Origin of the sequence: Anaerotignum faecicola (assembly GCF_003865035.1) — a bacterium.
Classification (GTDB): Bacteria; Bacillota; Clostridia; order Lachnospirales; family Anaerotignaceae; genus Anaerotignum_A; species Anaerotignum_A faecicola.
Window position 1 is genome coordinate 169,717 of the sequence record NZ_BHVZ01000014.1, and the last position, 13,037, is coordinate 182,753.

Genomic DNA, 13,037 nt, shown 5'->3' on the forward strand with positions numbered 1-13,037 from the left:
ACAGATGAGTTCCATCGGCTAAAAAGCCTCGAAACTCACTGTTTTCCTCGCCGGAAGTGAATTCCGACTGCGGATTCCATTTGGGAAACGGGTTTGTTTCCCAAGCCCTTCCGCTACCTCAGAATTACTTTGTCGAAACACAAAGGGGCAGTGCTTTATCGGCACTGCCCTGTGTGTTTTATGTCGGATTTTTTTCCCAAGGCTTAAGATGATAGAAGAAAACGGAAAGGAGGGTGGAAAGCGTCCAGCCGATTGGCCATGCCATCCAGATGCCGGTTGCGCCGAGACCAAGTCCTTTTGCAAAGAGAAACGCCAACGCCACACGCAGGAAGAGGTCGGTGAAGGTGGTTGTCATGAAATAGAGCATGGCACTGCCGCCGCGCAGCACCCCATCGCACATGACCTTAATCGTTACGATGAAATAGAAGGGGGTGACGATGTGCATATAGTCTACACCTGCCTGAATTGCGGCAGCACTGCTTTCATCCAGAAACAGCTCCATGGCGGTGCGACCGAAGAAGAAATAGAACAGGAAAAACGGTACGCAGACCAGAATACCGAGGAGCGCCCCTGCCCGAAAGCCTTCGGAAACTCGTTCCTTTTTAGCTGCGCCAAGGTTCTGAGCGGTGAAGGAGGAAACGCCGTTGGACAGGGTTGTCATGCAGGTGACGGCGAAGGTATTCAGCTTCTGGCAGGCAGAAAAGCCTGCAACAACGGCAGAGCCATAGCTGTTGACGGCAGACTGCACGAAAAGATTCCCGACGGAAACAAAGCATTGCTGCAAAATACTTGGGATGGCGACGATAGTAACCTGTACAAGCATTTCTGCGGAAAATTTTGCATACGGTTCGGTGCTTCTTAATTGCTTGATGCGATGCACCAGCGTAAGAAAGGCGAGTACGGATGCCGCGCCCTGTGCGGCGAAGGTTGCCCATGCAACACCGGCAACGCCCATTTTCAGCCAGACCACGAAGAAAATATCTAGAAGAATATTACTTATGGAGGAGCCGATGAGGAAATACAGCGGCGTACGGCTGTCCCCCAGAGAGGTGAAGATGCCGTTGCAGATATTATAAAGATACAGGAACAAAAACCCATAGATATAGATATGCAGATAGAGTTTGGCATCGGCGAAAACATCGGCAGGGGTGCGGATGAGGCGAAGCATGGCACTTCCGCCGAAAATGCCGACAAGCGTCAGAACCACGCTGACCGCAATGCAGGCGCAGAAGATGGTGCAGATAGCCGTTTTGAGTGCGCTGTATTTTTTTGCCCCGAACAGGCGGGAAACCACAACGGCACAGCCGATATTGCTGCCAACGGCAACTGCCATGAAAATCATAGTGATGGGGTGGGATGCACCGACTGCCGCAAGCGCGGCTTCACCGATGAACTGCCCGGCAATGATGCTGTCTGCAATTTGATAAACCTGCTGAAAGGCAACACTCAGCAGCATGGGAATGGAAAACATCCAGAGCATTTTTCGGCTGCTGCCCCGGGTTAAATCTGTAATCAACAAAGTCATCTCCAATCTGAATTTTTGGTGGGTATCATTTTGTTATATTTTTGTCATTTTACCTTCTTTAGACAGTATACTCTTTTTTTTGAGAAAAGAAAGCAAAAAGCAAAAGAATTTTTGGGGAGAGTGTCACTCGCCAAGGGGCTAGGATTGTGGTATCATAACAGGGAAATTGAGAAGAAAAAGCAAAGGGGTTTTGTGTATGGCAAAATTATATTTCAGATACGGCGTGATGGGCAGCTCCAAATCGGCACAGGCACTCATTACGAAATTCAACTACGAGGAACAGGGGATGCGCGTCTGGCTGATGAAGCCTGCGGCAGATACGCGCTATGGCGCAGATAAGGTACATTCTCGCATCGGGCTGGAGCAGCCTGCGGATGTGATTGACGATGATATGGATTTATATGAAGTTTTCCGTGACAGAGAACGGGAATTTTATGATGTGATTATTGTGGATGAGGCACAGTTTTTACAGCCTGCCCATGTGGAGCAGCTACGGGAGATTGTGGATTATTACAATGTGCCTGTGTTCTGCTTTGGACTGCGGACAGATTTTCGGACAAGATTGTTCCCCGGCAGTGCAAGGCTGTTTGAGTTGGCAGATTCCGTGACGGAGCTGAAAACGGTCTGCACCTGTGGCGGAAAGGCTATGGTGAACGCAAGAATTGATGCGGAGGGCAGAGTTGTTACCGAAGGGGAGCAGTTCCTTCTGGGGGGCAACGAAAGCTATCGTCCGATGTGCTATAAATGCTGGAAGAAGGCGGCGCTTGAGTCGAAATCAGAGAAATAAAGCAGAAGCGGAACAAAATGCGCTGTTTTTCGTCAGAAGAATAGTGGTATTGAGAAAAAATGTGAAATTTATATAAAGATTTCTTAAAACTTTTTGAACATCCCCTGAAATGCGCAAGTTTTCCTTGTGTACGGGGGTGTTCTTCTGCTATACTATAATAATGTAAAAGTGTGCCTATCGAGTGGCTGTCTGCTTTCGGCACATGTGAGAAAAGAAAAATGAGGTGAACCAAATGGGTTTCTTGGAAAAAATATTTGGGAACTACAGTGAAAAGGAAATCAAGAAAATCAAGCCCATCGTGGCGAAGATTGAAGCACTGGGCCCCCAGTATGAAAACCTTTCGGATGAAGAGCTGAGAGGAAAGACACAGGAATTTAAGGATCGTCTGGCAAAGGGCGAAACACTGGATGATATTCTGCCTGAGGCGTATGCAGTGGTAAGAGAGGCGGCTTCCCGTCCCAATGTGCTGAATATGAAGCATTTTCCCGTACAGCTGATGGGCGGCATCGTGATGCATCAGGGACGTATTGCCGAGATGAGAACAGGTGAAGGTAAAACACTGGTGGCAACACTGCCTGCATATCTGAATGCGCTGGAGGGCAAGGGCGTACATGTGGTTACGGTCAATGACTATCTGGCACAGCGTGACTCTGACTGGATGGGTGAGGTATTCCGTTTCTTAGGGCTGAGCGTGGGCTGCATCCTGAACGGGATGGACAACAACGAACGCCGCGCGGCGTATGCCTGCGATATTACCTATGGTACAAACAATGAGTTCGGCTTTGACTACCTGCGTGACAACATGGTAGTACGAAAGGAAAACATGGTGCAGAGAGACCTGCATTATGCCATCATCGACGAGGTTGACTCTGTTCTGATTGACGAAGCCAGAACACCCCTGATTATTTCCGGCAGCGGTTCCAAGTCCACGGATTTGTATCGCGTGGCAGATCTGTTTGTAAAAAAACTGAAAAAGGGTCGTATTCTGAATGAGGATGAGGCAATGAATGCCCTTCTGAAGGAGGAAATTCAGGAGGAAGGCGACTTCGTTCTGGATGAAAAGGCGAAATCTGTTGTGCTGACGCAGGAAGGTGTTGCAAAGGCGGAAAAATATTTCTCCGTGGACAACCTTTCCGATCCCGAAAATCTGGAACTGCAACATTATATCAACAATGCTTTGAAGGCAAACTATAACATGCATCTGGATAAGGATTATGTGATTCATGAGGGCGAAATCGTTATCGTTGATGAATTTACGGGGCGTATGATGCCGGGCAGACGCTATTCCGACGGTCTGCATCAGGCAATCGAGGCGAAGGAAAACGTACAGGTGCGCAGAGAAAGCAAAACGCTGGCAACAATTACCTTCCAGAACTACTTCAATAAATACGCTAAGAAATGCGGTATGACAGGTACGGCGAAAACAGAGGAAGAAGAATTCCGTAATATCTATGGGATGGACGTTGTGGAAATTCCCACAAACCGCCCTATACAGAGAAAGGATCTGGATGATGTTGTGTATCGTACCGAGGCGGGCAAATTCCGCGCGGTGGTAAGAGATATCATTGCGGCGCACGAAAAGGGACAGCCGGTACTGGTTGGCACGGTTACAATCGAAAAATCCGAAACACTGAGCAAGCTGCTGAAGATGGAGGGCGTGAAGCATCAGGTGCTGAATGCAAAATATCATGCACAGGAAGCGGAAATCGTTGCACTGGCAGGGCAGATGGGCGCAGTTACGATTGCGACAAACATGGCCGGCCGTGGTACGGACATTAAGCTGGGCGAAGGCGTTGCAGAGCTGGGTGGCTTGAAAATCATCGGTACGGAACGTCATGAATCCAGACGTATTGATAACCAGCTGCGTGGGCGTGCCGGTCGTCAGGGTGACCCCGGCGAATCCCGTTTCTATATCTCTCTGGAGGATGACCTGATGCGTCTGTTTGGCTCCGAAAAGACAATGAAGCTGGTAGATGCGATGGGCATGACAGAGGACGAGCCGATTGAAGCAGGGATGCTTTCTAAGGCGATTGAAAATGCACAGAAGAAGGTAGAGGGCAACAACTTTGCCATTCGTAAACACCTTCTGGAATATGACCAGGTCATGAATGAGCAGAGAGAAATCATTTATGGCGAAAGAAAACGCGTGCTTTACGGTGAAAACCTGAGAGACAGCATTGTCGGCATGATTGGCGCGGTTGTGGAACGCACGGTGGACGCACATATGAGCGATGACCAGCTGCCTGAGGAATGGGATATGGCGGCATTCAGCGAATCTCTGAGTGCAATTATTCCTGTCGGCAAGGTGAATATCAAGGATGAAGCGCTGCCTCAGATGACAAAGGATAAGCTGAAGGAAACCCTGACAAAGCTGGGCAATCAGCTGTATGAAATGAAGGAAAAGGAAATCGGTCAGGGCCAGGCTGAGGGCGAAGAACGCATGCGTGAGCTGGAGCGCGTGGTGATGCTGCGCGTGATTGACCAGAAATGGATGGATCATATTGATGATATGGATCAGATGCGTCAGGGGATTGGGCTGCATGCTTATGCACAGAGAGACCCTCTGACAGAATATAAATTTGCGGCGTATGATATGTTCGAGGAAATGAGCAATCATATTCAGGAGGATACGCTGAAGATTCTTTACCGCGTGCGTATCCAGACAGAGGTAAAGCAGGAGGAACCGCCGAAGCAGATGTTTACCAATAAGGATGATTCTGCGGTAAAGCAGCCGAAGAAGCGCGCTGATGAAAAAATCGGCAGAAACGACCCCTGCCCCTGCGGTAGCGGCAAGAAATATAAGCAGTGCTGCGGCAGAAACGTGTAAAGAAAGCGTTATCAAGCGGCTGTGCAAGGCGGAAGCTTGCTTACGCAGATGCACAGGTATTTTGCAGCATTTGGGACAGAAAGAGGGAAACAAATGGGAGAAAAAAAGCAATATCGGCTACAGATGGATTTCCCTTTTTATACCCAGAGAATGACGCAGGAAACATGGAAGGAGGAGGGCTTTTCCTCCTTCTCTGAGGCGGACAGCTGGACCTTTCGCAGTTGCGGTATTGCCTCCTTGCGTATGATATTGGAGGGCCTTGGCAAGCAGGTGGAGCGCCATGGCACAATGATTGCAAAGGGTGTTGCGGCAGGTGCCTATAAAGAAGGTGTCGGCTGGATTCACTGGGGGCTGGCGAAGCTTGCGGCGGATTACGGCATTTACGGCGAGGCACTGCGCGAAAAAACAGCAGAGGACTTAAAGCAGGAGCTGGATGCAGGGCATCCCTGCATGGTTTCTGTGGCACCCCTTTTTCAAGGGGGCAAGCCCAAGCCGGACGGCAGCGGTGTTTACGGGAAAAGCGGACATTTGGTGCCTGTGCTTGGCTATGAGACCGAGGACGGCAGACTGACAGCCTTTCTGGTGCATCATCCGTCTGCCTTTTTGGAGCAAAACAAGCCGAATTGGTGGGTGCCGATAGAAGATTTTTCGGCCTCCTTCGGCGGCAATTTCATTCGATTTTCAACGGAAAATTTTTCCGAGGAAGATAAATAGGACAAACTGTCTTTGGTGGCAAGCCCAAGCCGCAGGATGCTTTGTCAACTAATAAATCAATTCTATTTTCATTATGAAGGAGATGATTTTTTATGTTCGAGTTAGAACAGATCCGTCTGGGCCTTTCTGCTTATGACGAAAAATTAAAGGAAATGGGGGCTTCACTTTGACGTCGCTGGCGCGAAGGAGAAGATAAACGAATTAGAAGAGCTTTCCGCAGACCCCGATTTCTGGAATGATCTGGAAAAGAGCCAGAAAACATTGCAGAAGCTGAAAGCACTGAAAAATAAGGTCGGCAAATATGAAGGCCTTGTAACAACCTACGAGGACATTCTGACACTCATCGAAATGGGCATCGAGGAGCAGGATGACAGCGTATATGAAGAAGTAAAGGAAATGAACGATTCCTTCCTTGCGGAATACGAGGCACTGCGCATTGCAACGATGCTCGATGGCGAATATGACCGCAACAATGCCATTGTTACCCTGCATGCGGGGACAGGCGGCACAGAGGCGTGTGACTGGACAAATATGCTTTTCCGCATGTATTCCAGATGGGCGCAGAAGGAAGGCTTCGAGGTGGAGGTACTGGATATGCTGGACGGCGATGAAGCCGGACTGAAATCTGTTACTATTCAGGTAAACGGCGAAAATGCCTATGGCTATCTGAAATCCGAGAAGGGGATTCACCGTCTGGTGCGTGTGTCTCCCTTCGACAGCGCAGGCAGACGGCAGACCTCTTTTGCGTCCTGCGATGTTATGCCTGAAATTGAGGATGATACGGAAATTGAAATCAAGCCGGATGATATCCGTATTGATACCTACAGAGCCAGCGGTGCAGGCGGTCAGCACATCAACAAGACCTCATCTGCAATCCGTATCACACACTTCCCTACGGGGGTTGTGGTATCCTGTCAGGAGGAGAGAAGCCAGTTTGCCAATAAGGATAAGGCATTCAAAATGCTGAGAAGTAAGCTGCTTGCCCTCAAGATTGAGGAGCAGATGCAGAAGCTGGCGGAAATCCGTGGGGATGTAAAGGAAATCGGCTGGGGCAGCCAGATTCGTTCCTACATCTTTATGCCCTATACTCTGGTAAAGGATCACCGGACAGGCGAGGAAACCGGTAAGGTGGACGCGGTGATGGATGGTGAGATTGATAACTTTATCAGCGCATATCTGGCATGGATTCACAGCTGATTTTCCGGAGGGAAGAGCCTTGAAAGAGATTATCATTACCAAAAACGAGGAAAATCAAAGGCTGGACAAGTTTCTGCTGAAATATATGAATAAGGCCTCCAAGGGCTTTATTTATAAAATGCTGCGGAAAAAACGCATCAAATACAACGGCGGTAAGGCAGAGGGAAACGAACTGCTTCGGGCAGGGGACACCCTCAGGCTTTACCTCGCCGAGGAAACGATGCAGTCCTTTATGGAGGAAAAAACGGTGCCTGCGGCAAAAAGGCATTTTGGCATTGTGTATGAGGATGACGAGATTCTGGTGGTTTCCAAGCCGGCAGGACTGCTCACACATCCCGAAAAAAGCAGTGATACCGATACGCTGATTGATCAGGTGCTTTATTATCTTTATCAGAAGGGGCAGTATACCCCTGCGGCGGAGAGCAGCTTTACCCCGGCACTCTGCAACCGACTGGATAGAAACACAAGTGGCATCGTGATTGCGGGGAAAACCCTGCAGGGCGTACAGGCGGTGAATGAAATCATTCGCAGCCGTAAGCTGAATAAGTTTTATCTGACACTGGTTGCAGGGGAAATACATGAGGCGGGCGAAATTACCGCCTATCTGACGAAGGATGCAGAAAAGAATCAGGTGCGCATTTCCAAACGGGAGGGAAGCGGCGCAAGAACGATGACGAAATATCGTCCGCTTGCACATGCAAAGGGCTATACCCTTCTGGAAATTCAGCTGATTACGGGTAAGACGCATCAGATTCGTGCCCACATGCAGGCAATCGGGCATCCCGTTGCAGGTGACAGAAAATACGGCTCGGAAGCGACAAATCGAAAATTCCGAGAGGAATATGCCCTTTCCAATCAGTTCTTACATGCCCTTCGGGTGGAATGGAAGGAACAGGAGGGTCCTCTGGGCTATCTTTACGGAAAGGAAATGACGGCTCCTCTGCCGAAGCAGCTGCAGGAAATCTGCGATGGTCTGTTTGGCAGGGCAGAATAAAAGAAACAACATGAAGGAGGAGAGAAGATGAAAGCCATTATTTTGGCGGCGGGCTATGCCACAAGATTATATCCGCTGACATTGCATACGCCGAAGGCTTTGCTCCCCATTGGCAAAAAACCAATCATTGATCATATTGTAGAGAAGATGAATACCGTAAAAGAGCTGGATGCGATTTATGTGGTTTCCAATGATAAATTCGCAGAGCAGTTTGCGGACTGGGCAAAAACGGCGAAAAGCCGCGTACCCATTACCGTTCTGAATGACGGCACAACAGATGATTCCAATAAGCGCGGCGCAATCGGGGATATTTCCTTTGTGATTGACGAAATGCAGATTGCGGATGACCTGATGGTAATTGCAGGAGATAATTTCTTCACCTATTCGCTGAAGGAATATGTGGATTTCTTCCATGAAAAGAACCGCGACTGTGTGTGCGTGAAGGTCTGGGAGGACGAGGCGGCGCTGAGCCAATTCGGTATTGCCCTTCTGGATGAAAACGGAAGGGTGCTGGATATTGAGGAAAAGCCCGCAAAGCCCAAATCCAATACGGTTGTATTCGCCGCATACCTCTATAAGAAAGAAACCGTTCCCATGTTTGCCGCATATTTGGCGGCAGGCAATAAGCCGGATTCCCCCGGCAACTTCCCTGCATGGCTTTACCGGCAGAAGGAGGTATACGCCTATACCTTTGAGGGAGAGTGCTACGACATCGGGACACCGGAAAGCTATCGGGAAGTATGCGAACTCTATGACAAATAACACGAAGCCGTTCTGCTGATTTAAGGACGGCTTTATTTCCTTTTTATAAAAAAAGTCCCGACAAGCGGGTGAGCAAATGCATAAAGACGCATTTGTGCACTTGCTCAGACATTTGACGGGCAACGGATAAACGGAAGGAGAAAACCTGAAATGGAATGGATTGAAGTATTCGTAGCGACCAGCCAGATTGGACTGGAGCCTGTGGAGGGCGTGCTGTATCAGTGCGGACTGACAGGACTGATGATTCATGATGAGGCGGATTTTGCGGAATTTCTGGAAAACCCCAACAGAGAATGGGATTATGTGGCAGATGAGCTGGTGGAGGAAAAGGAAGAACTGGAAACAGGAATTACCTTTTTCCTGCGCGATAACCTTTACGGCAGAGAACAGCTTGCACAGATTCAGGGCGCATTGGCGGCAGTGAAGGCAAGTGAGAAGGAATTGGATTTAGGCTCTTTGGAGTTAAAAATGAAAAACGTGCAGGAGGAGGATTGGGCGAACAACTGGAAGAAATATTTCAAGCCCTTCCCTGTCGGCGAAAAAATCATGATTAAGCCCTCCTGGGAGGAGTTGACGGAGGAAACCGATAAGGTGATTCTGAAAATTGACCCCGGACATATCTTCGGCACAGGGACACACGAAACCACGCAGCTTTGCATGGAGCTGATTGAAAAATACGTGAAAAAGGACGATATGGTTCTGGATATCGGCTGTGGCAGCGGGATTCTTTCGATTGCCTCTCTTTTGTTGGAGGCGAAGGAGGCGGATGCAGTGGACATTGACCCGAATGCCATAGCGATTGCTTATGAAAACAGCGACAGGAACGATATTCCCAGAGAGAAATACCATGTTTGTGCAGGGAATATTCTGGAGGATGCGGCACTGCATGAAAAATACAGCGGCAAAAAATATGACATGGTAGAGGCAAACATTGTGGCGGATATCATCATTGCACTGACGAAGCAGGTGCCTGACTATATTAAGGACGGCGGTATTTTCCTTTCGAGTGGTATCATTACCGAGAGAAAAGAGGATGTGCTTGCGGCACTGGCGGCAGGCGGCTTTGACGTGCAGGATGTGCGTGAGAAAAAGGGCTGGGTTGCCATCGCATCGAAATATGTGGGGTGATGGGGATGCCGAAATTTTTCTTTGATAAAATCGACATGACACAAGGACAGATTTGCCTGCATGGAGAGGACGAAAAGCATATTAAGACCGTTCTGCGCGCGAAGGAGGGCGAGGAGCTAACGCTTTGCGACGGAGAGGGCATGGATTACCAATGTAGAATTTCCTCTCTGACAGATGGGGTACAGCTGGAGATTCTCTCCAAAGCGCCCTGCGAAACAGAGCCGAAAACAAAAATTACGCTTTATCAGGGCTTGCCGAAGGCGGATAAGATGGAGCTGATTATTCAGAAATGTGTGGAGCTTGGCGTGGAGCGGATTGTTGCGGTCAGCACCGAGCGTGCCATTGTGAAGCTGGATAAAAAGGAAGGCAAAAAGCTGGAGCGTTGGCAGAAAATTGCCGAGGCGGCGGCAAAGCAGAGCGGCAGAGGGAAGATTCCCGAAATCGGCGGACAGGTGCTAAAATTCAAGGATGCCGTTGCAGAGGCAAAAAGACTGGATGGCGCGATTATCCCTTATGAGAGGGAAGAAAAGACAGGGCTGCGCGAATTTGTGAAGGACTTCAAGGGTGAGAGCATTGGCGTTTTCATCGGGCCGGAGGGCGGCTTTGCTGAGGAAGAAATCGCACTGGCGAAGGAAAACGGCATTACGCCAATCACCCTTGGGAAACGCATCCTGCGGACGGAAACGGCCGGCATGACAACAACAGCTATCCTTTTATATGAATTGGATTGAGGAGGCAAGTATGATTTATTTTGATAATGCGGCAACAACAAGAGCGCTGCCTGCGGTAGCGGAAAAAATGAGCACAATGCTCTGCGAACAATACGGCAACCCTGCATCTGTGAGTGCTATGGGTCTGGCGGCGGAAAAGGAAATCAGAAATGCGGCGGAAATCATCGCAAGAGGGATTCACTGCAAATATGACGAGGTTTTCTTTACCAGCGGCGGCACGGAAGGCGACAACTGGGCGATTTACGGCACGGCAGAGGGCTATAAAAGACAGGGACAGCACTTTATTACAACGGAAATTGAACACCCTGCGGTGAAGAATCCTATGAAGCTATTAGAGGAAAAGGGCGCAGAGGTCACATGGCTGAAGGTGGACAGACAGGGACATATCTCCTTGGAGGAGCTGGCAAATGCCATCCGCCCCGATACGGTTCTGGTCAGCACGATTCTGGTAAATAACGAAACGGGAACGGTGCAGGATGCGGCGGCAATCGGCAAGCTGATTAAGGAGAAGAATCCGCAGTGTCTGTATCATGTGGATGCGGTGCAGGCCTTCGGGAAATACCCCATTGATGTGGAAAAAATGAAAATTGACCTGCTGACGATGAGCGGTCATAAGATTCATGGACCGAAGGGCGTTGGGATGCTCTATATGCGCAAGGGCTTGAAGGTGAAACCGCTGATGCTCGGCGGCGGACAGCAGAGAGGACAGCGCCCCGGTACAGAAAACGGCCCCGGCGCGGCGGCATTGGGCGTGGCATGTGACGAAGCCTTCAAGAGCATGAAGGAAAGCATTGCGCATGTGAGAGAGGTAAAGCAGACCTTGCTGGAAGGGATTCTTGCTCTGCCCGATACCCAGCTGAACGGGGACAGTCTGGAGGAGGCAAGCCCCTATGTGCTGAATGTGACCTTCAAGGGGCTCAGAAGCGAAGTACTGCTGCACGCACTGGAAAGCAAGGGCATTGTGGTTTCTGCCGGCTCTGCCTGCGACAGTAAGAAAAAGGTTGGCAGCCCTGTTCTGACGGCAATGGGTCTGCCCTTCTCTGAAATTGAAGGGGCAATCCGTTTCAGCTTCTGCCGCTATAATACAGTGGAGGAAGCAAAGGAATGTCTGAAAGCGTTGGAGGAACTGGTTCCCTTCTTCAGAAAATATAACAGATAAGCGAGAAAAGGAGAAAATAATGGCTGAAAAGGTTTTAATCGTGAAATACGGTGAGATTGCCATGCGCGGCAATAATAAATATATCTTCATCAACCGCCTGATTTCCGCGATTCGCAAAAATCTCGACCCTTACGGTAACTATTATGTTGTGCGTGACCCCGGTCGCCTGATTGTGGAAAATCGCGATGGCGAATTGGACTATGATTTTACCATTCCCAAGCTGGAAACCATCTTCGGGCTGCATTCCATCTGCCCCGGAGTGCGTCTGGAGGATAACAGCTTTGATACCATCTGCAAGGAAGCATTGGCGCACATGCAGGAATTTTACGGCGATAAGGAAATGACCTTTAAGGTAAATACACGCCGTGCGAATAAAAGCTATCCCATGCATTCCATGGAAATGAGCATGGAGGTGGGGGCGTATCTTCTGGATCACATGCCGAATATGAGGGTGGATGTGAAGCATCCGAATGTGACGCTGAATATTGAGATTCGCAACAGCACCTACTTACATTCCAAAACAATCCGCACCTACGGCGGCTTGCCCTATGGTAGCAACGGCAAGGCAGTCAGCCTGCTTTCCGGCGGCATCGACAGCCCTGTTGCAACATGGATGATGGCAAAACGCGGCGTTGAGGTGGAGGGCGTTTATTTCCACAGCCCCCCGTATACAAGCGAATGGGCGAAGGAAAAGGTGATTGATTTGGCGAAGCGCATTGCGGATTTTACAGGGGAGTTTCGGCTGTATGTGGTTCCCTTTACGGAATTGCAGCTGTACCTTCTGGATAACACGGCACATGACCGCCTGACGATTCATCTGAAACGTGCGATGATGCGTGCGGCGGAAATGATTGCACACAAGGATGATGCACTGGCACTGGTGACAGGCGAAAGCGTGGGACAGGTGGCAAGCCAGACCATGCAGGGGATTCAGGTCATCAATGCAGTCTGCGATTTGCCTGTACTGCGCCCTCTGGCAGGGATGGATAAGGCGGAAATCATTGAACGTGCGGAAAAAATCGGTACATTTGAAATTTCCATTCGCCCGTATGAGGACTGCTGTACTGTTTTTGTGGCAAAGCATCCTGTGACAAAGCCTCGTCTGAATTATATTGAAAAGGCGGAGCATAAGCTGACCGAATTGGACAGACTGCTGGAGGAAGCGGTTGCCAATGCGGAAATTATCGATTTGTAATGGCGTAAGGAGGATGAA

11 protein-coding genes are annotated in these 13,037 nt (G+C 49.5%); 10 read left to right on the forward strand and 1 reads right to left on the reverse strand.

Annotated features, from left to right (window positions below):
* Positions 1 to 178: 178 nt before the first annotated feature.
* Positions 179 to 1,516 (reverse strand): MATE family efflux transporter, encoded by a 1,338-nt coding sequence (locus tag EJE48_RS10815; RefSeq protein WP_118580872.1) that lies wholly within the window; start codon positions 1,514 to 1,516, stop codon positions 179 to 181.
* Between the two features lie 205 nt (positions 1,517 to 1,721).
* Here EJE48_RS10815 and EJE48_RS10820 point away from each other — a divergent pair, with 205 nt between their 5' ends.
* The 10 genes from EJE48_RS10820 to thiI all read left to right on the forward strand — a co-directional run bounded on the left by EJE48_RS10820 (position 1,722) and on the right by thiI (position 13,019).
* Positions 1,722 to 2,312 carry a thymidine kinase gene (locus EJE48_RS10820; protein WP_016406681.1) on the forward strand — a complete coding sequence of 197 codons (591 nt, stop codon included), beginning with the start codon at positions 1,722 to 1,724 and terminating at the stop codon, positions 2,310 to 2,312.
* Between the two features lie 232 nt (positions 2,313 to 2,544).
* On the forward strand, positions 2,545 to 5,139 hold the full coding sequence (gene secA, locus EJE48_RS10825) for a preprotein translocase subunit SecA (protein WP_016406682.1): 2,595 nt from the start codon (positions 2,545 to 2,547) through the stop codon (positions 5,137 to 5,139).
* A 93-nt stretch (positions 5,140 to 5,232) separates the two neighbouring features.
* Positions 5,233 to 5,853: a C39 family peptidase gene (locus EJE48_RS10830; RefSeq protein ID WP_160117362.1), complete on the forward strand. Its 621-nt coding sequence runs from the start codon at positions 5,233 to 5,235 to the stop codon at positions 5,851 to 5,853.
* Positions 5,854 to 5,945: 92 nt separating this feature from the next.
* Positions 5,946 to 7,050, forward strand: a protein-coding gene (gene prfB, locus EJE48_RS10835) for a peptide chain release factor 2 (protein WP_118580866.1) whose coding sequence is annotated in 2 segments (ribosomal slippage) — positions 5,946 to 6,020 and positions 6,022 to 7,050 — 1,104 coding nt in all. Because the reading frame shifts where the segments join, the coding sequence is not laid out codon by codon here.
* Positions 7,051 to 7,069: 19 nt separating this feature from the next.
* Positions 7,070 to 8,044, forward strand: a complete 975-nt coding sequence (locus tag EJE48_RS10840; protein WP_160117363.1) for an RluA family pseudouridine synthase — start codon at positions 7,070 to 7,072, stop codon at positions 8,042 to 8,044.
* A gap of 27 nt (positions 8,045 to 8,071) precedes the next feature.
* Positions 8,072 to 8,806 carry a nucleotidyltransferase family protein gene (locus EJE48_RS10845; protein WP_118580860.1) on the forward strand — a complete coding sequence of 245 codons (735 nt, stop codon included), beginning with the start codon at positions 8,072 to 8,074 and terminating at the stop codon, positions 8,804 to 8,806.
* Between the two features lie 150 nt (positions 8,807 to 8,956).
* Positions 8,957 to 9,934 carry a 50S ribosomal protein L11 methyltransferase gene (prmA, locus tag EJE48_RS10850; protein ID WP_118580857.1) on the forward strand — a complete coding sequence of 326 codons (978 nt, stop codon included), beginning with the start codon at positions 8,957 to 8,959 and terminating at the stop codon, positions 9,932 to 9,934.
* Between the two features lie 5 nt (positions 9,935 to 9,939).
* Positions 9,940 to 10,665: a 16S rRNA (uracil(1498)-N(3))-methyltransferase gene (locus EJE48_RS10855; protein WP_118581218.1), complete on the forward strand. Its 726-nt coding sequence runs from the start codon at positions 9,940 to 9,942 to the stop codon at positions 10,663 to 10,665.
* Between the two features lie 10 nt (positions 10,666 to 10,675).
* Entirely contained in the window at positions 10,676 to 11,824 is a 1,149-nt protein-coding gene (locus EJE48_RS10860; RefSeq protein WP_118580855.1) for a cysteine desulfurase family protein, read from the forward strand.
* A 19-nt stretch (positions 11,825 to 11,843) separates the two neighbouring features.
* Positions 11,844 to 13,019, forward strand: coding sequence for a tRNA uracil 4-sulfurtransferase ThiI (gene thiI, locus EJE48_RS10865; RefSeq protein ID WP_118580852.1), 1,176 nt, complete (start codon positions 11,844 to 11,846; stop codon positions 13,017 to 13,019).
* Positions 13,020 to 13,037: the final 18 nt, after the last annotated feature.

Excerpts from the sequence above, each read along its gene's own strand:
- secA (WP_016406682.1), top strand. The coding sequence starts at position 2,545 with ATGGGTTTCTTGGAAAAAATATTTGGGAACTACAGTGAAAAGGAAATC.
- EJE48_RS10845 (WP_118580860.1), top strand. The coding sequence starts at position 8,072 with ATGAAAGCCATTATTTTGGCGGCGGGCTATGCCACAAGATTATATCCG.
- EJE48_RS10860 (WP_118580855.1), top strand. The coding sequence starts at position 10,676 with ATGATTTATTTTGATAATGCGGCAACAACAAGAGCGCTGCCTGCGGTA.
- prmA (WP_118580857.1), top strand. The coding sequence starts at position 8,957 with ATGGAATGGATTGAAGTATTCGTAGCGACCAGCCAGATTGGACTGGAG.
- EJE48_RS10855 (WP_118581218.1), top strand. The coding sequence starts at position 9,940 with ATGCCGAAATTTTTCTTTGATAAAATCGACATGACACAAGGACAGATT.
- EJE48_RS10820 (WP_016406681.1), top strand. The coding sequence starts at position 1,722 with ATGGCAAAATTATATTTCAGATACGGCGTGATGGGCAGCTCCAAATCG.
- thiI (WP_118580852.1), top strand. The coding sequence starts at position 11,844 with ATGGCTGAAAAGGTTTTAATCGTGAAATACGGTGAGATTGCCATGCGC.
- EJE48_RS10830 (WP_160117362.1), top strand. The coding sequence starts at position 5,233 with ATGGGAGAAAAAAAGCAATATCGGCTACAGATGGATTTCCCTTTTTAT.